The organism is Lactonifactor longoviformis DSM 17459 (assembly GCF_900129135.1).
In the GTDB taxonomy this organism is placed as follows: Bacteria; Bacillota; Clostridia; order Lachnospirales; family Lachnospiraceae; genus Lactonifactor; species Lactonifactor longoviformis.
In genome coordinates this window covers 1-24,700 of sequence record NZ_FQVI01000024.1, presented here as the reverse complement: position 1 = coordinate 24,700, position 24,700 = coordinate 1, and the positions used below count along the sequence as shown (strand labels likewise).

Sequence of the window (24,700 nt, the reverse complement as noted above, 5' to 3'; positions counted from 1 at the left end):
TATCTATTCCAGATAAATCGACACCGGACCCTCTGCGCCGCCTATCACGGAGATGTCCTCTTCCTGAAACAGATCCAGCAGTTCCTGCACCCTTTTTGCTGAGCTTCCGTACTCTTTGATACTGCTCCCCTCTTGCAGAAAGGGAAGACTGCTTTCCTCCCAGTATTTTGTCATCAGGGTTTCCTCCCCGGCCTCTTTTAGGGGATACTGCCACTGTACCTCATCCAGATTATCTGTCAGGGCCAGCAGCAGGGCCGAGGCTCTCATCATTGTCCGCTCCAGTTCATGGTCGTCAGACAGCGGTTCCTTAAAGACCACCCGAAGAGCATAAGGGCGCTCGCTTGTCTCCAGTTCCATAGTATAAGCCGCCCCAGGCATATATCCATTACCGGAGAGAACCGCTAACAGCTTCCCATTGGCGGAAGCATCTCCCAGATAGGGATGTCTGGCCTCAAACAGCGCATTGGCCTGCCGTGAGATCGCAAGACTTGTCATTAATTCTTCCTGATCTTTCTCTGAAAAAACGATCCGGTACAAAATGGCAAGGTCATTCTCACCTGCAGCCCAGGGATTCTCCATATAGTCTTTGCAGGAGTACCCATGGAGCATGCCCTCCGATGCATTCACAGCTGTCAGCACCAGGTCCTGGTCCGGTTCAAACGACACCTTGCGAAAAGCTTTGTCTGCCTCCTTCGAAGCCTCCAGCACAGAGAGACTGATTCCCCTGCAGGTATTTCCGGGCAATTCACTGACCAGCTCATAACCTGCATCTTCTGATGAAAACTGCAGTTTCAGGTGTGCAGTGCTGTATCCCCCCTCCGGACTTCCCTCCGCCCAGAACCCAGTTGTGCCAGTTCCACGGAAAGGGATACCTCCCGCCCCTACTCCACCGCAGACTTTCACCTCTCTCTGGTATAAACTGCCTTTATGATACACTTCTGTATAGAGGGCAAAGGATTTGATTTTTTTCTGCAGACGGTAAGAAAACGTGGAAGATTCCCCGGGCATGATCTCCAGTACAGACGGCTGCAGATTCCGAAACTGTATATAATTCTTCTTTCCGATTCCATTGGTTCCGCAGATTACAAGCAGAACAGCGCACAGACATACAAGGCCTGCTGTGGCCCATGCGCCCAGTCTTCGGAATCTGAGAATGTTTTTTATTCTTCCTTTCGTTTGACTCTCCCCAAAGGATAATGGCTGAGGCACAGAGAACCTTCGCCCAGTGGCAAAACACAGCAGAGCCATACTGTAGTCCGCTTTGGCATCCTCTCCCAGCTGCCTGATCACCCATTCGTCACAGCTCATCTCCATATCCCGCTCCATGCAGTAATAGGCAGCCCAGACCAGCGGATGAAACCAGTAAACTGCCAGAAGAGCAAATGCAAATAATTTAATCAGGTAGTCCCTCCGTCTGATATGATATTGTTCATGGAGCAGAATAACCTCCATCTGATCCTTGGGCAGCCGAAAGGGAACATAGATGTTTGGAGACATCAATCCCATGACAAAGGGGGAAGCAATCTCATCGCACTCATAAATATTCTCCCGCATAAGGACAGCTTTGGATACCTTCTTCTGTATCCTGAAATATGAGATTCCCCCATAAAGCAGAAGCAGCACTATCCCGGCGATCCATATTGCGGAACCAATCTGTCCCAGAGACAGGTTTCCCCGCACTCGGAACACATCCCCGGCGGTGCTGCCCGTTCCGGTAAGATTGTCCGCCCCACGCACAACCTCCGCTGTACCTCTTGCCGCTGCATTCTCAGGAACCCTGGTGATAAGCCCGCTGTCATTCAGACTCTCCCCAGGTCCAAAGACTGAGAGATTAAAAAGACTCAGCCAGGAAGACAGGGATACGGGGCAAACCAGCCGGAAGGCCGCCGCACTCCAAAGACAGTAGGAATAAACCTTGGGTGCCTTTCTTAAGAAACACCGGATCACAAGCACAGCCAGAATCACACATCCGCCCATGGCACCCAGATCCAGGATCCTGAAAAATAATCTTTCTGCCATCGCTACACCTCCCTGTGGGAATCAATCAGCTTTTTTAGTTCTTCCGCCTCCTGTTCTGATATCTTTTTGTCTCCCAGAAATGCGGTGAGAAAGGATGGAAGCGATCCGTTAAACGTGCGCTCCACAAAGTAATCGCTCTCCTTTGCCTGCACCTTTTCTCTGGGGATCAGGACAGAGACAACGGCATCCACACTCTGGATGTACCCCTTTTCACAGAGCTTCTTAATTGCGGTGTATGTCGTGGATTTCTTCCATCCCAAGGTTTCGCGGCACAGCTGCACCAGTGTTCCTGATCCCACCGGCGCATGTTCCCACACTACCATCATAAAACGGTAATCACTGTCACAAAGTTTATAATATTCCATGCAATTTCCTCCTCTATCCGGTAAATCATATAAGGTCGGTTGCTATAGACCCAACTTAAGTCTATAACAACCGACCTTAAAATACAAGCATTATTTTTATAATTCCTTTTTCAATGGCAGCGTTGCCCTTCTGAGCCACTCCCGCTCTTTTTCCGGCAGAAGCGGCCCGATGGTCCGGTACACCCTCTCATGATATTCATTCAGCCACTGAATCTCTTTTCCCCGCATCATCTCAGGAAGCACGGCAGTCGTATCAATGGGCACCAAAGTCACCGGCTCAAATTCCATAAACTGGCCGTACCCGGTTTTCTCAGCTTTTCTGCACAAAAGCAGATTCTCAGTTCGGATCCCATACTTCCCTTCTGCATAGAATCCAGGTTCATCGGAGGTAAGCATCCCCTCCTCCAGCACAGCATTTCCCCCAGAGGCAGAAGAAACCTTCCACCGGATAGAATTAGGTCCCTCATGAACATTCAGAAGATACCCAACCCCGTGGCCGGTCCCGTGATTATAATCAAGGCCGTATTCCCAAAGAGGTCCTCTGGCCAGATAATCCAGATTCGCACCGCAGCACCCATAGCGGAATCTGGCTTTTGCCAGGCGGATATTCCCTTTCAGAACAAGGGTAAAATGTTCCTTTTGTTCCCTGGTCAAAGGTCCCACAGCCACGGTTCTGGTGATATCGGTAGTCCCCTGCCAGTATTGGCCCCCGGAATCCAGCAGAAAAAAGCCCTCCGGACGTATCTCTGTGTCTGACTCCTCTGTTGGACTGTAGTGGCACATTGCTGCATTCGCCCCATAGGCGGCTATGGTGGAGAAGCTTAGCCCCAGACAGTCTGGGTCTTCCCTCCGCAGCTTCTCTATATAGGCAGCTGCATCTAACTCCGTAATCCTCTCTTTTCCCACCCGCACAGAGAGCCAGTACAGAAAACGGCATACAGCTACTGCGTCTTTGATATGAGCAGTCTTTATATTTTTGATTTCTGTCTCATTCTTCACTGCCTTTTTCAGCGCGGTTGGATTTCTGTCGTCTATAATCCTGCAGAAACGCCCGGTCACCGCCTGATAAATAGCATAGTTCACAGTCTCCTCATCTAAAAGAACGGCCTCCTGAGCTGTAAGCCTGTCCGCATATTGACAGACGGAGAAATAACTCTGGCAGGTAATTCCGTCTTCCTCCAACTCCCGGCGGAGGCCTTCCTCCACTGCTTCCCTCTGGACAAACAGTACAAACTTATCCTTTGTAACTGCCGCATAGGATAAAAACACTGGATTGTACGCAATATCGTTGCCCCTCAGATTCAGGAGCCAGGCAATATCATCCAGGCTGGCAAGGATATGAACAGCGGCGCCTCTCTGCTCCATCTCTTTTCTGAGCTCTTTTATTTTTTCCTTCCTGGATTTGCCGGCATAGCTCTCCTCCAGACGGTATACCGGCTCACAGGACATCTTCGGGCGATCCGGCCACACAGTGTCTCCCAGATCCTCTTCCCAGGCAATGACTCCATGTTTGCTTTTTATGCACTGTTCCAGCGTCTTGCCCAAAGCAGCACTTACAGTCCGTCCGTCAAAGCCAAGGCATCCGTCCGTTGGAATATTCTTTTCAATATATTCCTCTGTAGTTGGAACGCCCTCCTCCCCCATTTTCATGAGAAGGATTCCGCTCCCCTCCAGTTCTTTGGCTGCCTGAACAAAGTATCTTCCGTCTGTCCAGAGAGCCGCCTCCTTCCTGGTTACCACCAGGGTTCCCGCTGATCCTGTAAATCCAGACAGAAATGCTCGGAGTTTAAAGTATTCCCCCACATACTCAGACTGATGGTAATCTGCGGTGGGCACCAGGTAACAATCTATGCCTCGTTTCAGCATGAGACTCCTAAGCGCCTGAATCCTTTCTTTTATCATAATTTCTGCTCTCTCCTTCCTGTCGTCTCCCCCTAAGAAATTCCTTTCATTGTCAGCGCAATCCTTTTTTTCTGCAAATCCACGCTTAAAACCTTTACTTCCACTACATCCCCCACACTGACTACCTCCAGGGGATGCTTGACAAATTTTCTGTCTGTCAGCTGAGAAATGTGGACCAGTCCGTCCTGGTGCACACCGATATCCACAAATGCACCGAAATCAATTACATTGCGCACTGTACCCTTTAATATCATGCCCTCTTTTAAGTCTTTCAAATCCATAACGTCTGTCCTTAAGATAGGTTTCGGCATCTCATCTCTGGGATCCCGGCCCGGTTTTTCCAGCTCCTTCACAATATCCCGGAGCGTGATCTCGCCCACTCCCAGTTCCTGGGACAGCTTTTTATAGTCCCGGATACCTTTTGACAGGCCGGCCAGTTTTCTTCCCGCCACATCCCCGGTGGTATATCCCTGCCGCTCCAACAGCTTCTTCGCGGCCTCATAACTCTCCGGATGCACGCTGGTGGCGTCCAGAGGTTCTTTTCCCTCCAGAATCCTCATAAATCCCGCACACTGTTCAAATGCCTTAGGTCCCAGTTTGCCTACCTTCAGAAGCTCCCGGCGGCTCTGGAAACGTCCGTTTTCCTCCCGATAGCTTACAATATTCTTCGCAATAGTTTTCGAAATGCCCGAGATGTATTCCAGCAGGGACGCAGAGGCAGTATTAAGATCCACACCTACCTTATTGACACAGTCTTCCACCACACCCGTCAAGGCTTCCCCTAACTTCTTCTGGTTCATATCGTGCTGATACTGGCCTACACCGATGGATTTGGGATCAATCTTAACCAGTTCGGCCAGGGGATCCTGCAGCCGCCTGGCAATGGATGCCGCACTTCTCTGTCCCACATCAAAATTGGGAAATTCCTCAGTGGCCAATTTACTGGCTGAATACACAGAGGCACCGGCCTCGTTGGTTATAATATACTGTACCTTTTCCGGTATTTCCTTTAAGAGCTCCACAATAATCTGCTCGGACTCCCTGGAAGCTGTGCCGTTGCCCACAGAAATCAGAGTAATATGATACTTTTTAATCATCTTTTTCAAGGTTTCTTTTGCTGCAGCAATCTTCGCCTCCGAGGTAGGCGCCGTGGGGTAGATAACTGCCGTGTCCAGCACTTTCCCGGTGGCATCTACCACCGCAAGCTTACATCCGGTACGAAAGGCAGGATCCCACCCCAGTACTACCTGTCCGGCAATAGGGGGCTGCATGAGTAACTGCTCCAGGTTTTTCCCAAACACCTTAATAGCCCCGTCCTCTGCCCTTTCCGTCATATCATTGCGTATCTCCCGCTCAATGGCCGGCGCAATCAGTCTTTTATAGCTGTCTTCCACAGCCTCCTCAAGAACCGGAGCCGTATAAGGATTGTCCCTGGTTATCACCTGCTTTTTCAGATAGCGCAGAATGTCCTCCTCAGGAGCTGCAATCTTTACCGTGAGAATCTTTTCCTTTTCCCCCCGGTTCAGCGCCAGGGTTCTGTGGCCGGCCACCTTAGCTGCAGGTTCTTCAAAATTATAATACATTTCATATACAGACTGCTCTTTTTCATCCTTGGCAGCAGAGACAATCCTTCCGTTTTTGAAGGTCATATCCCGGATACGCATCCGGTAATCGGCTTCATCGGAGATGTATTCTGCGATAATATCCCTGGCCCCTGCAATAGCCTCATCCACGGTCCGGACTTCTTTTTCTTCAGACACAAAAGCTTCAGCCTCTTTCTCTACAGGCTGGCCTGTCATCTGCAGACTGATAATATTTGCCAGCGGTTCCAGCCCTTTTTCTTTGGCAATGGTAGCTCTTGTTCTTCTCTTAGGCCGGTAAGGACGATATAAATCTTCTACCACAACCAGGGTCTGGGCCGCCAGAATCTGGGCCTTCAGCTCCCCGGTCAGCTTCCCCTGCTCTTCGATGCTGGACAGTACCTGCTGCTTCTTTTCCTCCAGATTTCTGAGGTAGTTTAAACGTTCAAACAAGCCGCGCAGCACCTCGTCGTTCAGGGAACCGGTAGCTTCCTTCCGGTATCTGGAAATAAATGGGATGGTATTCCCTTCATCTATTAATTTCACAGCAGCCTCAACCTGCCACTTTTTCACCTGTAATTCTTCTGTTAATGCCTGAATAATATCCATACAATTTGATCCTTTCCTTTTACTCTAACTTTCACAATAGCAATGAGGGACTCATTTGTCAAGTTCCATCCATATGCCTTTGTTTTGGCCTGTATATTATTTTTTCCCCGTGTACGCTCCTGTCTTTTTATGGTATAATAGGAGCCGTGCATTTATACAAACAGAACTTACGGCTTTCAAGCCGGCTTCTGGACTGGTTCGCGAACTTCCCAGTATAAAAAACCAAGTATCTCAATTGCTGCCATCGGCAGACTAAAAATGTAAAGGAGATTGGAGAATGAATGCTAAAAAAGTCATTATTGACTGTGATCCCGGTATCGATGATGCCCTGGCCCTGATGCTGGCACTGGCTTCACCGGAGCTGGATATTCTGGGGATTACCATTGTCTGCGGAAATGTCCCTGCGGCAAAAGGTGCCGAGAATGCCCTGAAAGTCCTGGACTGGATGGGACGTACGGATATACCGGTGTATCTGGGGGAAGACAAGCCCCTGGTTCGGGATTACACAGATGCCATGGATACCCATGGACTGGATGGTCTGGGGGAATCCGGTTTCCCCTCTGTAACGGCTGCCCGGCCGAAACCCGGAGCCGTTTCTTTTCTGACAGAAACCCTGAAAACAACTGAACAAGTATCTATCATTGCACTGGGACCTCTGACCAATATTGCCAGAGTTATTTCCCGTGCCCCGGACTGCCTGCATGGGCTGGATGAATTCGTGTCTATGGGGGGCAGCTACAAAAGCCATGGAAACTGTTCCCCTGTGGCTGAATACAATTACTGGTGCGACCCCCATGCCGCAAAGGTTGTATACGATGCCTTTGCCGGGCTGCCGCAGCTGAAGGGCAAACGGATTCATATGGTAGGTCTGGATGTCACACGAAATATCGTCCTCACCCCCAGCCTTCTCTGGTATATGCAGTCTATAAATCCCTCCATGGGCAGCCGGATTGCAGCGATCACCCGATTCTATATGGAGTTTCACTGGAAACAGGAAGGAATCATAGGGTGTGTCATCAACGATCCCCTGGCCGTTGCCTATTTTATTGACCGCCGCCTCTGCAGCGGATTCTCGTGCTATACAGCCATTGAGACTGAGGGCATCTGCATCGGACAGAGCGTGGCTGATCCTATGGATTTCTGGAAAAACCCACACAACAGCCTTATCCTGACACAGACAGATCCCTTCGGTTTTATGAAGTTCTTCTTCCAGCGGGTGATAAATACAAAGGAGAACCAACTGGAACCGGTCCTCAGACAGATAATGGCGCCGGGTCCCGCCTGCGATTCCCAGGAAAGGGGTGGGATTTTATGAAAAAAATGACCGTACTGCAGCTGTGTCTGCTGGCTTTGGCTGCCGCCCTCAATACTGCAGGCGCCTCCATAGCCCTGGCTCTGCGCCTGCCCATTTATCTGGATACTCTGGGAACTATGCTGGCTGCTGCCTTGTTCGGGCCATTCTGGGCCATGGTGCCTGGGCTTATCAGCGGCCTTTTCTGCGGAATAACCAGCGATATTTACGCACTATACTATATTCCGGTACAGCTAATCACCGGCTTTGCCGCAGGACTTGTATTCAAGCGCTTTACGCCAAAGGGCCGGAAGATACTGCCCGCCTCTTTGTTTGTCTCACTGCCCGGAACAGCCGTCAGTGCCTCTGTCACAGCTCTGCTGTTCGGAGGGATTACCTCCTCGGGATCCACTCTGCTGGTGCAGCTTCTTCATGGGATGGGCGCAAATCTCACCCTATCAGTCTTCCTGGTACAGGCAGCAACAGATTATGCGGACCGGGCTATTGTCATGGCGGCAGCTCTGGCTGTCCTCCCGCTTCTTCCCGGCTCTGTGAAATATCTATTGCAGAAAGGGGATGGGCACCGTGGAGCGCTATAACCGTATCACCAACAAAAATCAGAGAGAAATCGTCCTGTTGAAATCCCGGCCCTGCGCCTGGGGAAAATGCCGTTTCTGTGACTATATTGAAGACAATACCCTGGATAAAAACGAAATGCTGACCTTGAACGCCAGCGTTCTCTCACGGGTAACCGGTGAGTTCGGGGTACTGGAGGTTATCAACTCCGGCAGCTGTTTTGAGCTGCCCGTGGAAACCCTCGCCCTAATCCGAACAGTTGTCCGGGAGAAAGGGATTCACCGGCTGTTTTTTGAGGCCCACTGGATGTACCGGAGCCGCCTGCAGGAACTGAGAGACTATATGGGTATTCCTATTGTCTATAAGATTGGGGTAGAGACATTCGACTACGATTTCAGGGAGCACTATCTGAACAAGCATGCTGATTTCCGTTCTCCGGAAGAGGTCAGCCGGTATTTTGATTCACCCTGTCTTATGGTGGGGATAAAGGGACAGACCAGGGAGATGATCACGAATGATATTACCATACTGAAAGAACACTTTCATCTGGGTACGATTAATATTTTTACCAATAACAGTACAGAGGTAAAGCGGGATCCGGAACTGGTGAACTGGTTTATGGACAAATACAGGCACCTCCTTTTGGATCCCCGGATAGAGATTCTCTACGAAAAAACCGATTTCGGTGTGGGGGATTAGAGTTACGCTTGATACAATGAAAGTAACATGATACAATAAATGGGATTAGAAACGAAAGAGAGGTCCTTTTCATGGATTACAATCATATGCCCGGAGGCTTTCAAAACGGCCCTTCTTATACCAACTCCAGCCAGCAGATGTCCGGGCTTCAAAATCATTCGGAAGGTCTGGCCACTGCCGCTCTGGTTCTGGGCATATGTTCTATCGTATTTGCCTGCTGCGGAGGTTCCCTGTTCTTTGGAGCTCTGGGAATTATTCTGGCCCTGCTCTCAAGGGGCGGATCCCGTATGGCCAGCAATGCAAAAGTAGGGCTTGGTCTGTCCATCGGCGGCTTCAGTCTCTGCCTGATCCTTGTTTCTGTATCTGTCACCAGCTTCTTAACCACCACTGACGGCCAGAAGTTCTTTACCGTTATGGAGCAGCTGATGAACGGAGACTTAACCTTTGACTCTCAGCAGGAGATGGAGCAATACCTGTACGATTACTTCTACAACAATGACAAAGGGACGGTTCCGGAAACCGGCGGCGGATCCTCCATTCCCCCTGATACCTACAGCATACCTGACGGGGACGGCTCCTATGACGACTACTATGATTATTATGATGATTTCTTTGACGGCGGAGATTATTACGATAACGGCGAAGATTATTATCACCAGTACAAGGAGCATGAGATATAGAGTCATTACAAAAGGGAAAGGATGCCATCCTTTCCCTTTTGTATTACATCTGTATGCCCCACACAGCCAGCAGAATATTTTTAAAGATCCAATTCACCGCAAGGATTCCCAGACCGGCATACAGATATCCTTCTCTGAACCTCATCCCTATCTCCCACCTGTTCCCTGACAGGATTTCTATAGTATTGGACACCATAAACCAAACATACAATACTGCCGCATAAGGCACCAAAGGATGATACCATACTGCCTGTACCAGCCTTCCGTGAAAAAGAGCCATTACAGCCCTTGTTCCCCCGCACCCAGGACAGTAATAGCCCGTATATCTGTGAAACATACAGGGAAGACTGTAATCCGAATAGCTGATGTTCAGCCATCTTGCGAGCAGAACGATTCCGGTGCACGCTGCCAGCAGCGCCCACCCGGTCCAGTAAAGGCTTCTGTTTTCTCTTTTGCTTACGATTCTTTTCATGGCAGGTGCTGTCCATTTCTTGTATAGTATCTCAGGCTCTCAGATTATTATAACCATTTTCACCTGTACGTCAAGCGAAATTCCCGGCATCACACGAAAATCAAAGACCTGTCCACACGAAGATACTATAGCAGCTATCATCCGGTTCGGGACTTTTATACATGATATTGCATAAGTTTCTATGGCAAATTCCTGTCTTTTTCAGTATAATAAATGCAGACCATTTTTTACATCAGATACAGGTCTGGAATCTGGACAATATAAGGAGGATAAGATTAGATAAAGGGGAAATAAAAATGGAATACCAATTGATTTACAGCAACAGGACAACTCTGGCCATACAGACCACAGAAGAAGGCACTGTCCTTGTAAAAGCGCCTAAAAAGTACTCAAGACGAAGAATCCGGCAGTTTGTCCGTTTTAAAGAAGGCTGGATTACCAGGAAAACGGAGCAGAAAAAGGCAGAGGCCTGGTATATCAATGCCCAGCCCTTTACCAGAAAAGAGCGTTCTTATTACTACGAAGCCGCAGCAGAGCTCTTTGAAGAAAAATCCAGCTATTATGCGGAAATCATGGGAGTTACATATAACAGAATCACGATCATGGAGAAGCGTGCCAAATGGGGAAGCTGCAGCAAAAAAGGGGAATTGCAGTTTAACTGGCGGCTTCTTCTGGCACCGGAGCCTGTGCAGGATTATGTGGTAATTCTGGAACTGGCACAGCTCCTGAAGGGAATGTATTCCACAAGGGAAGTATTGGAAAGTATGATGCCTGAATATGAGTATCAGGAGTATTGGCTGAAGGCCAATGGTATCATCCTGTGGAGCAGGGCGTAGGGAATGTTCCCTTGTTAAATAGCAGCCAGCACTAGATAGAGTGCATGGCTGCTATTTGCTTGGGGGGATTGGTTGGGTTTACGTGGACCATGCAGTGTTTTACCTGCGGAAACTCCTTCTCTATGGTGTCGTGGACGGATTCCGCAATTTTGTGGGAGTCATTCAGGGTCATATCTCCGTTGGCAGAGATCTCGATGTCTACGTATACTTTGGCGCCAAACATTCTGGTGCGGAGGAGATCGATGCCCTCTACCCCCGGAGTAGAGATGATGGCGGACTCCATGTTCCGGATGGTTTCCTCATCGCAGGATTTGTCTACCATTTTATCCATGGCATCCCGGAAGATATCAATTGCAGCCTTTCCTATACAGATACAGATTCCCACGCTGACAATGGGATCCAGAATAGGTGCCCCCAGCCTTGCGCCCAATATGCCGATGAATGCACCTACTGAGGAGAGCGCATCGGATCTGTGGTGCCAGGCCTCTGCCATAAGTGCCCCTGAATTAATCTTCTTCGCGGCAGCCCTGGTATACCAGTACATCCATTCTTTCACGATAATGGAAAGCACTGCTGCGATAAGTGCCAGAACTCCGGGAACCACCAGGGTTTCTTTGTCACGGTGTATGATTTTCTGTACTCCGCCGATTCCGATGCCCAGCCCAATGAGCATAAGAATGACGGCAAGCAGAATAGATGCCACACACTCCAGACGCTCATGACCGTAAGGATGTTCTTTGTCTGATTTCTTATCTGCTACGGTAACACCTATCATCACGATAAAGGTTCCGAATACATCGGACGCGGAGTGCACAGCGTCGGAGATCATTGCCCCGGAGTGGGCGGCAATGCCAGCCAATAGTTTAAAAAGGGACAGGATCACATTAACCCCGATACTTACCCTGGATACTTTCATGGCAATCCCTTTTTCTTTTGAACCTTCGTTTACATTTCCCTTATTCCTTCGTTCCATAATAGTTACCTCCATTCTCTCTGTGAATAAGATAGCTCTATGGCACCGGCGGCTTGACCGCCACGCAAAAACCTGTTGCTTTGTTCCCCGCAAGGGTGTAAGAAAGATTGCGCGAAAGCGCAATCTCCGCCTGCGGCGGGCTGTCGCAGACAGCATCTTCCTTTCCGCCGCAGTGTGATCCCCCGGAGGGTTTTTTATTACATAGGGAACAAAGTTTCCTATGTAATAAAAAAACACCTGCGGAACAATATTAGTAAACTACTGTCCCGCAGATGCTGCTTACATCTGCTGTCGCATACGCGCGACCCGGCCCCACAAATGGTTCATCCATTTATCGCCTGCTCAGTTTGTACTGTAGATTTATGCAGTGCAAAGAGTATTTTGTATATCTTATGAAAAATTTATGGTTTTGTCAATACTTACACCCTATGTTTTTTATTTGAAACTGTTCGGGGAATGAACAATCCCCTTATTTCGCACATGCCACAAAAAGGGTCTCCATAATGCCTCCAAAACCAATAAAGTATTTGTCCGTACGTTCCACCTGAATCTCAAGCCTGTCTTTATCATACCCCCGCTCCAGAGCCTCCTCTTCTGCCCGCTTTACGGCCAGCTTTTCTGCCAGCGCACAGGCCTTTTCTTCCTCTTTGGGCTCGAAGGTAACCGCCTCTCCCTTGGAGCTGACCCGAAGGCGGGTCACAGCCCCTCCGTTGTCATATACATAAGTCACCACGGCCTGCGCCGTTACTTCCATATTACAGATTGCTGCCCCTATGGCATTGGCAACCCTGAAATTCTCAGGGATTACAGCCCGGGTCTGCAGTGCTTTTGCCACATCCTCTGCAAATACCTTGACCGGACCGCCAATCCCTATGAGCGGATACTCCAGGCGGAAGAGAGCTCTAAATTCCATGCCGCCGGAACGTTCCCGTCCTTTTATCTCTTCTTTCGCCTCCTCCCACTGACAGGCTATCATTTGTTCCAGTACTCCGCCCATCCCCTCTCTTGCAGTCTCGCTGTATTTTCTCACCATGGCTGCCCTGACTATATTCCGGTACATTTTAAATTTTACCCGGTCATAAATCTTTTCACAGAGTTCCTCCAGCGTCCAGCCATGAATGTGAGCGAGATAAACGGCCAGGTTTCCGGCTGCCTGTGCATTGTGGTCCGTGAACTCTCCTCTCACATGCATAATATCCGTAGGGGTAAGCCCTGACTTCATAATGATTCCCCTGCTCTCAAGGCTGCCAAGGCGCAGATCGCTGACGCTCATCTTAAGAGTCCTGGCAAGCTGTCTCATAGACATAGGTTTTGTCTCCAGTTCACAGATTATCTCTCTTTCATGCTCCGGAAAGCTGCTGAGGCTTTCCACCGGTTTTGTAAGCTTATAGTACTCATGAGCGTGATTGGATATCTGCCACTCACTGTTTCTCAGGGCACTCAATTCCTCGCAAATCTGGGGATATTCCGATGCCAGAATACAGATAGGGATTACCCTGCTATCCATAATCACCGGTTCGTTGTCCTGAAATTTTACCTCGCTGTCGCCTCCCAGCCCGAAGGTGTCTATGTACACGCCTTTCACAAACGTCTTCCAGTCCCCAATCGTAATTCCCCCGCGCACTATGGACGGGGCTCCGCCTCTTAAAATTGCGATATCCGAAGTTGTCCCACCCATATCAATTACATAGGCGTCTTTCTCTCTCGTCAGTCCCCCTGCCCCTGTTACACTTGCCACAGGGCCGCACAGGAGCGTCTCAATAGGATGAAGTCTGGTGTATTCCACCGACATCAGTGTCCCGTCGCTGCGCACAATGGAAACCGGACAGTCAATCCCAAGTCTTCCCATAACGCCTTTTACCGCCCTCAGAAACTCGTCGATCAAAGGAATTAATTTACCGTTCAGATACGCGCCCAGCCCCCGCTTTATAAATCCCAGCTCTTCGAAAAGCTCATATCCGCAGACTACCGTTTTTCCCAGAACTGACTGGATGATATCCCTGGCCTTCCGTTCCAGAACCGAACCGGTCTGTGCAGTATATACCTCGCTGACAGCTATCACATCACAGCCGCAGCACTCCTCCCGCACCATCCCGGCGAACGCCTCCCAGTCCGGCATGCAGGGAATTTCCCCGGAAAACTTTGTCTTCGTGTCAATACAGATCAGATCCCCAGGAGGGATCGCCCCCAGCTGGGCCGTGATTCTTAAGGCAGACTCCTTATCCGTCCCAAAAAGAATCAGTTTTGCCTTTCCGTATTTTTTCTCCACACACGCATTGGTCGCCAGCGTTGTGGACAAAGCCACCATCTTGCAGTCCCGGAAATATTCCCCGGGCACCTGACTCAGTGCATTTTTTATTCCCGTTTCCAGGTTATCCTTTGTGGTGAGCGCCTTCGCCGACGCAAGAACCTCTCTGGTCTCTTCGTTCAGGACAGCCGCATCCGTATAAGTTCCCCCGGTGTCAATCCCAATCACTACATTCATGCTAAGACCCCTTTTCTTTTTGATTCTATCTTAACTCAAAGTATAACCTATTTGGAGACCGGGTACAATCACAGGAAATGCAATAGCAGATAATTTTTGTTCTTTTATACTGGTCTAATTTGGTCTCTGGAGGTATAATAAAAACAGAATCGTATGAAAGGAAGTCACTATGAAGAAAAAGCCGCATAACCGGGGATTTACTCTGGTGGAAGTTATCGTTGTTCTGGTCATATTAGGTATCCTGCTGGCCTTTCTCATCCCTGCACTTACCGGCTATATCAAAAAAGCATCCATAACTGCCTGCAATGCCAATAAAGTTCAGCTCCTCAGAGATCTGACTGCCGAAGAAATCTATACCAAACAGGCAGAAGGCTTCTATGACACCAGGGAACTCCAGGAATTGGCAGACAAGTCTGAATACAAGTGCAAGCAAGGCGGTGCCTATGAGGTAAGCAGAGGTTCTGACGGAACCATTGTTATCTTTTGCCGAAAGCATGATAAAAACTATAATTTTAATATGAATGAAGCACTTTCCCATGTAATTGCGAACAATTCTGAAATTGCCAGTCTGATAAAAAGCTATGCGGACCAGAAAAAACATATTGACTCTACGTCCGGAACAGGAAAGAGCTACGAACAGATTCTCAGCGCTTTAGGGCAGGCCGGATTCAGCGCCTCTCAGGCAGGAGTGCAAACCTGGTCACTCCAGGGTATCGGCAGCGGAAGCTATTATTTTTACTGGACGACAGAGGATATTACTGCCATGAATCCGGGGGACAAGGTCAAGGTGATGCGGTATAATTCTACCCGGGGAACTTATACGGCCGGATATGTCACCATAGAAGAGAACGTGTTAAGCGCTTCTGACTCCTCCGACGGGCAGAGCCATACCTATAATGTGCTTGGCAGGGGGGATACCAAGTGGCAGGAGTATAAAGATACCCCGCAGTCAGACAAGGATAAAAAAGATTACAATACAATCTACGAAGTGTTCAAGAAGATGTAGTAGGAGTATACATAAACCCCCCTTCTCACGGGGAGGCCCAGCGTGGCGCCTTCCAGCAGAAGAGGGGCTTTTTTCTATGCCTCTGTTTCGTCCGGCAGATTAGCAATTTCCCTCATCCTCTCAATAATAGGAAGATGCTGGGTGCATTGCTTCTCACATTTCCCGCAGGCCACACACTCAGCCGCCTGCCTTTTGTCTACATCCCAATGGAACTGGAATCTTCGGTTAATTTCCTCGTCCTTCCCAGTGAGGATCTTCTGGTTATAGGCATCCATAAATTTGGGAATTTCAATGTCTTTCGGACATCCTTTGCAGTAACCGCACCCGGTGCACAGGTCATTCAGGGCAATTCCTTTTTCCTCAAACCTGCGGGCAACTTCTTTGGCCGGCCTTTCCTCCAGATTCTCCACCGCTTTTACCGCATCGTCCACATGGGCTTTTGTGGTACATCCTGCCAGTGCAACTGTGATTTCCCTGTGAGATGCCACAAAACGCAGAGCTGCCTGGGGTACTGTCAGTTCCGTCCCCTCCGTCAGATAGGAAAACGCCTTGGGATTCTGCGGGATCAGACCTCCGCCCAGAGGGTTCATTACCACCACTCCCATGCCGTTTTCATATGCCTTTTCAATCCCGCTCTGGCGGAACCGATAGTTCAGGGCATTATAACCTATGAGCATCCCCCTGAATCTCCCGCTCTCTACCACAGTCTCAATATCATTTCCCTGCATGTGGGAAGAAAATACAATATTGCGGATCAATCCCTCTGCCTTTGCCTCCTCAAAAAAGCGGTAAAGGGCTTCCATGTGCTTCTCCCAGGAGTCCAGATTCAGCATGCACCACATATGGTAAAAATCAATGTAATCTGTCTTCAGACGCTGAAGGGACATCTCCAGCCTTCTGCGGAACAGATCCCTGTCAGGCTTCTCTGTTCCAAGCGTGCTGAAGTTAGTCTTTGAAGTCACATACACCTGGCTTCTTTTTACCTGAGACAAGGCCATGCCCGTTACAATCTCGCTTTTGTCCTCGCAGTAATTGGGCGCGGTATCCCAGTAGTTAATCCCCTTTTCAAAAGCATAAAGAGGGATCTCCGCGCATTTTTCCAGCCGGCCGGCCCTGATATCCTCTGCGTCATAGCGCATGGTGCCCAGGCCGACGGCTGATACCTTTATGCCCGTATTTCCATATGATTTATAATACAAAGCACTGTCCTCCCATTGTGTTTTATTTTTATTCTAACATGCCTGGAGAGGATAAGCAAAATATTTGCCTTTTCGTTATGCTTTTTGAGATTTCTTATCTTTTTTTACTATGGTAAACAGAGCCGCAGAAATCAACATACACAGAATGCCCATAACTGCAGCATAAACGAATACTCTGTTGTATCCTGCCTGCCCGGGATAAGAATCAATCCATGATCCTGTGAGAGTAAGCAGGAATACATCCGGAAGATAGCCAAAGGTGGAAAGAATGCCTGATACACGGCCGGTTACATTTACATCAATACCGGCATCGTCAATATCAGCAAAATATTGGCTTCGGATTGTATATACCAGGATAACTCCAATCAGGAAGTTGCATAATACAGGAATATACGTAGCGGTTCCCGCCGGGATGATAATAAATATTCCCCAGCTTATGGCAAGAAGCAGGCCCGCACCTGAAATAACCTTAAGACGGGAATGAAGCTTATCAGCCAGGAAGCCGCCTGCTACGCCGCCTACGCCCTGCATCAGATAGCGGACACCGCCGAGGGTTGCAGAAGCGGTTTCTGACATACCGCACATAGTAACCAGATACGCATTAATGTAACTCATAAGAGCATACACGCTGTAAGCCGTAAACACAATCCCTACCAGCATCCATACCCGAGGTATTTTTAAACATTTTGCCATGCCGATGCAAACCTCTTTTAGAGATTCGGTCTGCTCTCTCGTGTTTTTATCATCAATAAATATCCAGCAGAGAACACCGAGAATCAGAAGCAGAGCCGCACAGAAGCGGATGGCCCATGTTGCGCCCATAATATTATTGGAAAACCGTGCATAAACTGCAGCCATCATGAATACCAATGCCGCATTCAGGAACCCTCGCATTCCCTCATGGAGGCCGAAAAGACGCCCCTGTTCATCGGAAGTTCCCAGCATCCGGACTGCTTTTATTACAGAACTCCAGAATGTCATTACAGTCGTAAATCCCATCAGTGCAAAAATGATACGGCTGACACTGTAGCCCGGGAACATAGAAAACCATATTCCCAGTAACCCTGTGGAAATCAGAGAAAATGTCAGCATGATTCTGGGTGAGAACTTATCAGCTACAATCCCCCCTAAAAAATAAGCGGGAGTTGCCACAACCGCATACCAGGCAGACAGACTGCCCATCTGGGCATTCGTCAGCTGCATAGCATTCTGGATTGGAACATAAAATGATTCCCTAATATAAGGAAGCTGAAAAATAAAACCGGGAGCACAGGCCAACAGAAGCAAAGTCCCATATTTTTTTATAAATGCTTTATTCATCCATATCTCCTTTTTGTTTATGGTAATGTCAGATATGACACTTTATTGTTTTGGGTATTACCCGTTTCAAGAACCCAACGACACATTTTCTTTCTAAACTCTGGCAATATCTTCCTCTTTCATGCCAATGCCGCGCATGATATCATCCAGGGCAGCCCGCTGCTGCTCTGTCAATTCCGGACGCTGATAACCTTCCAGCAGAGTATGCAGACGTTTCTGGATCGACTGAAGCAGAGCCTGATCAGGCGCTTCATCTGTCTTCTTATGTACGGATACCTGGGGATACCAGGGGTCAATACGGCATCTCTCATACGTATGGTCAAGTGTGATGAAGGTACCGCTCTCCTCCTCTACTGCCTCTTTCACCGCATCAAAGGCCAGCGCGTCTTCATCCATGGGAGTCTCACCGAAGTAATACATCATTCTTGTATATGTTTCAATATCCAGAATGAATTTCTCATAGCTTACTGCATTGAAGGAAAGAACGGAGCCCGTGGCATGCATCATCAGGTTTGCCTTCTGGGAGAAGGACTCAAACATATTCATTGCACTCTCCACCCCTGCCTGGGCTGTGAATCCAGGAGCGTCAGCCATTCCTCCGCCGCTTCTGCAGGGAAGTCCGTATTTTTTGGACATAAGCGCGCCATACTTTGCCAGTTTCAGGAAGCCAGGGTTAGAGTTGTAGACCTGCATATTTGCCATATCACTGACTGTAGCAGCAAATGCATAGATGACGGGCGTTCCCGGGCGGACCATCTGCGCATAAGTATTTGATGCCAGAAACTCCGCATTAGACAGAGAAACATTGCCTATCACAGAGATCGGTCCGGTTGCTCCGGCCATACTGGCGGGGCATATAGCAAGAGGCTGCCCATTTCTTGCATAAACTTCCATGCTTTCCAAAGTATTCTGGGTCAGGATCAGCGGACTCATGGGGGATATCAGATTAATGGTACATGGAATATTTGTAATGTCTTCCCCAAAAATCACCTGTGACATTTTCACTATGTTTTCTGCCTGTACAGCACCGCCGCATACGGTAAACAGTGTCTTATCGGAACGGCATATGGTTGCATATACCATAGCCTCTGCTGAAATCTCTGCAGCAATATCGGAAGGCTGTGCCAATATACCGCCGTTGATGGCAAACTCATCACTTTCCTGTACTATAACAGCAAGCTTCAGGAAATCATCAAGAGTTGCCGAGCGAAGAGTTCCGTCGGCTTCACAGATAAAGGGGCTGCCATATCCGGGGGTCATATACAGATCTTCTGTGTTCATATTGACATTATATTTACTGTTGCGGGCATATATGGTGAACTCTTTTGTTGCAGCATCAAGAGCATCCATTACTTGTTTCTCCGTAAAATAAGCACGTTTTCCTTCCACCCGAACACCATTTTTCTGAAGCAGCTCCCTGGCATCGTCCCATAGTATTTCAACCCCCAGTTCTGCCAGAAGTCTAATGGAATTTTTGTGAATCAGTTCAACAATCTCCGCATCTCGTTTCTCAGTATCTCGTTTCATTCTTCTACCTCCATTTTTTAGGAATACTTTGGTCATCTTGATGACTTTAGGGTATAAAATATAGCTGACTATATCAGCTAAAATGTTTTGTGATAGGGGCCCTCTATGCGCAAAATTTTATGTCATCTTGATGACTTAAGGGTTATAATAAAAGCTGATACTAAATTATCAGCATTTATTTTCTTTCACTACTCATCTATCTCCAGCTTTGTACCTGGTTCCACATATTGTTTATACAAGGAGTAAATCAATTGGTAGCATTCTTCACTGGCCATACGAATCTCAGTCTCAGTCATAGCAATGCCGGCATATTCCATAAAAGAACCTTTAAATACCGCGACCGACAGTCTTCCCAACAGCATAGCGTTCTCGGATGTAAGCATACCGGTATGCACAGCACTGCGCAAATAAAATACCGCACGCTCATGCAGATCACTGCTAAAAGCAATACTTGCTGTAAATGCGTCAAAACTTTTCTGAATATCCGGGAACATTTGGTAATATTCATAGGCACATTCCTCAAGCTCTTCCCTCTGATTCCCGAAAAACATGAACTCATAATAAGGTCTGTTGCGAAATGCCTCACCAATAAAACATTTCCAGTTAAGCAGATCCCTCTGGATAAGTGAAATATCTTTCCTCTCAGAATTCTTCATAAGTGCATAAATATAGGGTTCTAAAAATCTTATACAGGCCAGCATCGTCAGATGCCCTTTATTCTCAAAATGCCTATATAAAACTGCACTGGTACAACCTGCCCTTGCTGCTACCTTACGGATAGTGACTGCCTCTATGCCTTCCTCCTCTAAAATTTTACTTGTGATTCGGACATATTCAATTTTTCTATCGGAATTCAACTTCACTCCAGCCTCTCATTCGTTTGGTAATCTTGATTATTTTCACAATACATGATCTGCGGGCTTTTGTCAATACAAAAACTGTCAAACCGTAAAAATGACGAATATTAAAAATAGCCAAAGCAGGAGTCCCCATCCGGAGACTCCTGAACCTTTACCTTCTGTCCATTCCGTATTCCTTTTCCAGCAATTCGAAATAGTCTGTCTTCTCCTCTCCGGTCAGTTCCCGTATGACCCTGCAGGGAACCCCCGCGGCCACAACATTTGCCGGCACATCTCTGGTAATCACGCTCCCTGCTCCTATAATTGTGTTATCCCCTATGCTTACTCCCTGATCGATATGTACGCCTCCGCCGATCCAGACATTGCTGCCTATAGTAACAGGCTTCGCGAAACAGGCTCCAGCGGCCCGTTCTTTCGGGTCAAAGTTGTGCCGTGTGGTATAGATTCCAACCCTGGGACCGAACAGCACATTATCCCCGATTTCGATACCGCCGCCGTCCAGCATCACACAGTCGAAGTTTGCATAAAAATTATTTCCAATCTTAATATGAAACCCGAACTCACAGCGGAAAGAAGGTTCAAAAAACACATTCTCCCCCATCTCGCCCAGCAGCCTCTTTAACACAGCCTCCCTTACCTCAGGGGGCTGACCATAGGTACGGTTGTATTCATCGGTCAGGAATACCGTTTCTTTTCTTGCCTCAAGCAGTTCCTTCGTCTGGTCATTATACATCTTTCCAGATATCATTCGCGCTTTCTGTTCCTCTAATGTCATATCTTACATCCTTTCTGTTTTGCTATTTTATGCCCATGGGCCATCCCGCATCGCAGTGCCCGCAAGACAGTCCTTCAATAATCACCATGGGCTACCGTAAGTATACTCAGAGGATACACTATAATGCAAGTGCAGCGTCTCTACAGTATGGATATTTTGTAGTGTATCCCTAAACAGGTTATAATGACAGCACAAAATCCCTACATATAGTCACGATAAATATGGTACAATATCTTTATCTCGCCTTTCGGACAGAAGAAAGCACAATAAATCGGGAACAATTGTTTTTCCGGTGATAAGATTGACACACAGACAAGGGAGGAAATGCTATGGAATGGATAGAAAGTATCAGTAAAGCGATCAGTTACATCGAAGATAATCTTACCGATGACCTGACCATCGAAAAAATTGCGGATAAGGTACTCATTTCGCCATTTTATTTTCAAAAGGGATTTTCCATGCTCTGTGGATTTACTGTCAGTGATTATATCAGGCAGAGAAGGCTTACACGCGCCGGCAGTGAGCTTATTTCCACAGAGGAAAAAATTATTACCATTGCCCTGAAATATGGATACGATTCCCCCGACAGCTTTACCAAAGCTTTCACACGATTTCACGGCGTCACACCTACGTCTGTACGAAAAGACGGAGCTATGATCAAATCCTTTGCTCCTCTGAAAATATCACTCACATTGAAAGGCGGTTATACTATGGATTACAAGATTGTTGAAAAAGAAGCATTTACCGTGATCGGCGCATGGAAAAAGTTCCCCTATGAAAATGCAGCTGAGGCGATTCCGAACTTCTGGGCGGAACACTATCAGAGCGGCGGGGGCAGTACCGTATGCGGAACCTACGGAGTTAACATTGATGAGCGTATGGGCGGCAAGGAATTTGAATACCTGATAGCAGACGATTACAAGGAAGGGACTGAGGTACCCGACGGCTTTGTCACGAAAACAATTCCTGCATTTACATGGGCGGTATTTCCCTGCAGAGGGAGTATGCCAAATGCTATGCAGGACGTTTGCAGGAAAATCTTCTCCGAATGGCTGCCCAACTGTAAAGACTACGAGTTTGCAGCCGGATATAATATTGAGATGTATCACGATCCTTCCAAATATCCCAATGGTGTTCAGGATGAAAAATACTATAGTGAGATTTGGATTCCTGTGAAGAAGAAAGATTAAGCATGCAGCTTAACGAATCACTGCTCTCAATAGGGGGAGAAAAATAATTTGAAAAGGAGGGGTGTGATTTATCTTTGTCACCCCCCTCCCTTTTTCAGGCTATTTATTTTACATCCCCTATCCTTTTTCCTTTTATGATGGCAATGGCGCCTGTGCATGCGGCAAGTAATGTGGCGGCCAGCGTTCTGACAGGAGCCGCATCCCTGGTTTGAACTGCATCTATTTTGTGAGCAGAAGTTTCGGCAGTATTAGGCCCCTTTTTCTCATCCTGAGCATCCGGCAGTTTTTCCGTCTCTTTTTCAATCACTTTAATTGTATATTCACAGACATTCCCTGACAGGTTGTTAGCGTCTGCGACGCCTAATCCAATTAAAAACTCCTCATATACCTTATCCGGCTTACCCACAAGATAGTCGCCCTCTATTTTCATCCATTCAGGAGCTCCATGAAACTCATAAGTAAAAGGCGGTGTTCCCCCTATTACTCCCAACGGCAGTTTAAATGCCTCTCCCGCCACCAGAGTTATCACCCCGTCATCTGACGGAAGCTTTACATCTGGTATGGTTCCAACCTCCTCGCCTACCACAAGTGTCAAATCTAATCCCGTGGTGGACTTGCCATTTGCATCTCTAACTTTATATGTAAATAAATACTCTCCGGGCTCGTTAGGTGTCCCTAAAATCTCTGTTCCTCTAACAAATGCCCAATCAGGTCCGTTATACTCATAGATCTGATATGGAGGCTCTCCCTTTGACACATCAAGAGTTATTAGAAATGCACGGTTCACCTCCAGATGCAGTTGGCTTTCATCCACCGCTGCCTCTAAAAGCTCTTCCTCTATAACCGGCTCAGAGGCATCTCCCACAGCCTCATTCTCATTATACATGTCTGTCAAAACTTCCTCTGTTTCACCCGGCAGTTCCACTGGGGACGCCTCCTCACCAAGGGTATTACTTTCACCCTCACCGCTTTCAAGATTCTGCTCCTCTGCGACAGACTTTGTATCCTCAATAGCAGGAGTTTCTAACTGTACAGGCTCCTGTACCCCGGCGTAGACTAACATACCCGCCGTACCTGCTCCAACACATGATACAGTTAATAATAGCCCACAGCCCAACACGAATAGTCTATTTCTTTTCATACACTCACTCCTTTTCTCTTTTCATATCAAACGCCAAAAGGAACTTCCTTTAATATTATTATTTTATCATTATGCGGAACACTTGTGTTGAAAATGAATTAGACTTATTATTAATTTAAGATAATTGATATATCAATTAACATTTGAGCTACATTTTGTCATTTTACTTCAATATTTGTCTATGTATTTTAACTTCTACCTGCCTATCTAGTTTACAATTCGAACTTATGTTTTTTCACCAGCCTTCTTTTCTTATAGCATACACCTGCTGTCACAGAATTTCCCCCTGGGTATGCAATAAGAAAAACATGGCTGCATACATTAAAAGAAAAAGGATTTATATGGATATTCATATTGTTGCCCCAGGGGATACTATCGCCTCCATTGCTGCACGGTACGGCGTCTCTCCCTCCCGCCTCTCCTATGACAATCAACTGAATGAACAGACACATCTGGTGGTAGGGCAGGCACTTCTGGTTTTGAGACCGGAACTGGTCCATGAGGTCTTCCCCGGGGATACCCCCAGTTCCATATCCAGTCAGTACGGTATCTCTGCCCTTGAGCTTCTGCGCAATAACCCCTTTTTATCAAACCAGCCTTACCTGGTTCCCGGAGAATATCTCATCATTCGTTACGAGGGCGGAAAAACAGGGAGTATGGAGACAGATGGTTACGCATACCCCTTTATAAATCGTCCCCTCCTTCGGCAGACACTTCCCTATCTGACAGCTCTCTCCATTTTTTCTTATGGATTTACACCGGAGGGGGAATTGATTCCTGTGGACGACGGGCCCCTGATTTCTATGGCCAGGGAATTTGATACCCGGTGTGTCTTAGTGCTCACGCCGTTTTCGGCCAGCGGGAGCTTTGATAATAATCTGGTTACATTAGTTACCAATAACCTGGAGGTGCAGAACAGAGTTATAGAAAATCTGCTTCAAACAGTTTCCCAAAAGCCTTACCAGGAGGTTGATGTGGATTTTGAGTTTATACGGGCAGAAGACAGGATCCCCTATGTGGAATTCGTGAGGAATCTGACCCGGAGGATGAACGCCGTCGGGGTCATGGTCTCCGTCGCGCTGGCTCCAAAAGTATCTGCCGATCAGCCCGGACTTTTGTACGAGGGTATTGACTACCGGCTGCTGGGAGAGGCAGCCAATACGGTGCTTCTCATGACATACGAATGGGGCTATAC

Annotated in this window: 21 protein-coding genes and 2 riboswitches; of the genes, 8 read left to right on the top strand and 13 right to left on the bottom strand. The window is 47.7% G+C overall.

Annotation, left to right across the window (positions count from 1 at the left end; all coding sequences use genetic code 11):
- Nucleotides 1-3 precede the first annotated feature (3 nt).
- The 4 genes from BUA56_RS17445 to BUA56_RS17430 all read right to left on the bottom strand — a co-directional run bounded on the left by BUA56_RS17445 (nucleotide 4) and on the right by BUA56_RS17430 (nucleotide 6,475).
- Entirely contained in the window at nucleotides 4-2,019 is a 2,016-nt protein-coding gene (locus BUA56_RS17445; RefSeq protein ID WP_072854038.1) for a M56 family metallopeptidase, read from the bottom strand.
- Between the two features lie 2 nt (nucleotides 2,020-2,021).
- The gene (locus BUA56_RS17440) at nucleotides 2,022-2,384 is read right to left on the bottom strand and encodes a BlaI/MecI/CopY family transcriptional regulator (RefSeq protein ID WP_072854036.1); all 363 of its coding nucleotides are present in this window, start codon (nucleotides 2,382-2,384) and stop codon (nucleotides 2,022-2,024) included.
- Nucleotides 2,385-2,480: 96 nt separating this feature from the next.
- Complete coding sequence (locus tag BUA56_RS17435) at nucleotides 2,481-4,286, bottom strand: aminopeptidase P family protein (protein ID WP_072854034.1); 1,806 nt, start codon at nucleotides 4,284-4,286, stop codon at nucleotides 2,481-2,483.
- A 32-nt stretch (nucleotides 4,287-4,318) separates the two neighbouring features.
- Nucleotides 4,319-6,475 (bottom strand): Tex family protein, encoded by a 2,157-nt coding sequence (locus tag BUA56_RS17430; protein WP_072854032.1) that lies wholly within the window; start codon nucleotides 6,473-6,475, stop codon nucleotides 4,319-4,321.
- A gap of 187 nt (nucleotides 6,476-6,662) precedes the next feature.
- Nucleotides 6,663-6,707, top strand: a riboswitch (PreQ1 riboswitch).
- Between the two features lie 45 nt (nucleotides 6,708-6,752).
- On the opposite strand from BUA56_RS17430, the gene BUA56_RS17425 reads away from it, so the two are divergent.
- From BUA56_RS17425 to BUA56_RS17410, 4 genes are all read left to right on the top strand, one after another.
- Nucleotides 6,753-7,790, top strand: coding sequence for a nucleoside hydrolase (locus BUA56_RS17425; RefSeq protein ID WP_072854031.1), 1,038 nt, complete (start codon nucleotides 6,753-6,755; stop codon nucleotides 7,788-7,790).
- Complete coding sequence (locus tag BUA56_RS17420) at nucleotides 7,787-8,365, top strand: ECF transporter S component (protein ID WP_072854029.1); 579 nt, start codon at nucleotides 7,787-7,789, stop codon at nucleotides 8,363-8,365. The genes BUA56_RS17425 and BUA56_RS17420 overlap by 4 nt, the downstream gene beginning before the upstream one ends.
- Nucleotides 8,352-9,041, top strand: a complete 690-nt coding sequence (locus tag BUA56_RS17415; protein WP_072854027.1) for a radical SAM protein — start codon at nucleotides 8,352-8,354, stop codon at nucleotides 9,039-9,041. Before BUA56_RS17420 ends, BUA56_RS17415 begins: the two co-directional genes overlap by 14 nt.
- 71 nt (nucleotides 9,042-9,112) lie before the next feature.
- Entirely contained in the window at nucleotides 9,113-9,721 is a 609-nt protein-coding gene (locus BUA56_RS17410) for a DUF4190 domain-containing protein (protein WP_072854025.1), read from the top strand.
- A 43-nt stretch (nucleotides 9,722-9,764) separates the two neighbouring features.
- On the opposite strand, the gene BUA56_RS17405 is transcribed toward BUA56_RS17410, so the two are convergent.
- Nucleotides 9,765-10,193: a DUF2752 domain-containing protein gene (locus BUA56_RS17405; protein WP_072854023.1), complete on the bottom strand. Its 429-nt coding sequence runs from the start codon at nucleotides 10,191-10,193 to the stop codon at nucleotides 9,765-9,767.
- A 296-nt stretch (nucleotides 10,194-10,489) separates the two neighbouring features.
- On the opposite strand from BUA56_RS17405, the gene BUA56_RS17400 reads away from it, so the two are divergent.
- Nucleotides 10,490-11,029 carry a M48 family metallopeptidase gene (locus tag BUA56_RS17400; protein ID WP_072854021.1) on the top strand — a complete coding sequence of 180 codons (540 nt, stop codon included), beginning with the start codon at nucleotides 10,490-10,492 and terminating at the stop codon, nucleotides 11,027-11,029.
- 31 nt (nucleotides 11,030-11,060) lie between these two features.
- Here BUA56_RS17400 and BUA56_RS17395 read toward each other — a convergent pair whose 3' ends face one another.
- Nucleotides 11,061-12,002, bottom strand: coding sequence for a cation diffusion facilitator family transporter (locus BUA56_RS17395; protein WP_072854019.1), 942 nt, complete (start codon nucleotides 12,000-12,002; stop codon nucleotides 11,061-11,063).
- 259 nt (nucleotides 12,003-12,261) lie between these two features.
- Nucleotides 12,262-12,358: riboswitch (NiCo riboswitch) on the bottom strand.
- 113 nt (nucleotides 12,359-12,471) lie between these two features.
- Nucleotides 12,472-14,487, bottom strand: a complete 2,016-nt coding sequence (locus BUA56_RS17390; protein WP_072854017.1) for a hydantoinase/oxoprolinase family protein — start codon at nucleotides 14,485-14,487, stop codon at nucleotides 12,472-12,474.
- 169 nt (nucleotides 14,488-14,656) lie between these two features.
- Between BUA56_RS17390 and BUA56_RS17385 the strand changes: the two genes are divergently transcribed.
- Entirely contained in the window at nucleotides 14,657-15,493 is an 837-nt protein-coding gene (locus BUA56_RS17385) for a prepilin-type N-terminal cleavage/methylation domain-containing protein (protein WP_072854015.1), read from the top strand.
- 74 nt (nucleotides 15,494-15,567) lie between these two features.
- On the opposite strand, the gene BUA56_RS17380 is transcribed toward BUA56_RS17385, so the two are convergent.
- The 5 genes from BUA56_RS17380 to BUA56_RS17360 all read right to left on the bottom strand — a co-directional run bounded on the left by BUA56_RS17380 (nucleotide 15,568) and on the right by BUA56_RS17360 (nucleotide 21,174).
- The gene (locus BUA56_RS17380) at nucleotides 15,568-16,692 is read right to left on the bottom strand and encodes an aldo/keto reductase (protein WP_072854013.1); all 1,125 of its coding nucleotides are present in this window, start codon (nucleotides 16,690-16,692) and stop codon (nucleotides 15,568-15,570) included.
- 75 nt (nucleotides 16,693-16,767) lie between these two features.
- Complete coding sequence (locus BUA56_RS17375; RefSeq protein ID WP_072854011.1) at nucleotides 16,768-18,012, bottom strand: MFS transporter; 1,245 nt, start codon at nucleotides 18,010-18,012, stop codon at nucleotides 16,768-16,770.
- Nucleotides 18,013-18,105: 93 nt separating this feature from the next.
- The gene (locus tag BUA56_RS17370; protein ID WP_072854009.1) at nucleotides 18,106-19,539 is read right to left on the bottom strand and encodes a trimethylamine methyltransferase family protein; all 1,434 of its coding nucleotides are present in this window, start codon (nucleotides 19,537-19,539) and stop codon (nucleotides 18,106-18,108) included.
- 188 nt (nucleotides 19,540-19,727) lie between these two features.
- Nucleotides 19,728-20,402: a TetR/AcrR family transcriptional regulator gene (locus BUA56_RS17365; protein WP_072854007.1), complete on the bottom strand. Its 675-nt coding sequence runs from the start codon at nucleotides 20,400-20,402 to the stop codon at nucleotides 19,728-19,730.
- Nucleotides 20,403-20,550: 148 nt separating this feature from the next.
- Nucleotides 20,551-21,174: a sugar O-acetyltransferase gene (locus BUA56_RS17360; protein ID WP_072854006.1), complete on the bottom strand. Its 624-nt coding sequence runs from the start codon at nucleotides 21,172-21,174 to the stop codon at nucleotides 20,551-20,553.
- A 329-nt stretch (nucleotides 21,175-21,503) separates the two neighbouring features.
- On the opposite strand from BUA56_RS17360, the gene BUA56_RS17355 reads away from it, so the two are divergent.
- Nucleotides 21,504-22,364, top strand: coding sequence for an AraC family transcriptional regulator (locus tag BUA56_RS17355; RefSeq protein ID WP_072854004.1), 861 nt, complete (start codon nucleotides 21,504-21,506; stop codon nucleotides 22,362-22,364).
- A 103-nt stretch (nucleotides 22,365-22,467) separates the two neighbouring features.
- Here BUA56_RS17355 and BUA56_RS17350 read toward each other — a convergent pair whose 3' ends face one another.
- Nucleotides 22,468-23,505 carry a hypothetical protein gene (locus tag BUA56_RS17350; protein WP_139249504.1) on the bottom strand — a complete coding sequence of 346 codons (1,038 nt, stop codon included), beginning with the start codon at nucleotides 23,503-23,505 and terminating at the stop codon, nucleotides 22,468-22,470.
- 341 nt (nucleotides 23,506-23,846) lie between these two features.
- On the opposite strand from BUA56_RS17350, the gene BUA56_RS17345 reads away from it, so the two are divergent.
- Nucleotides 23,847-24,700, top strand: an 854-nt coding sequence (locus BUA56_RS17345) for a LysM peptidoglycan-binding domain-containing protein (RefSeq protein WP_072854000.1), incomplete at its 3' end; no start/stop codon positions are given.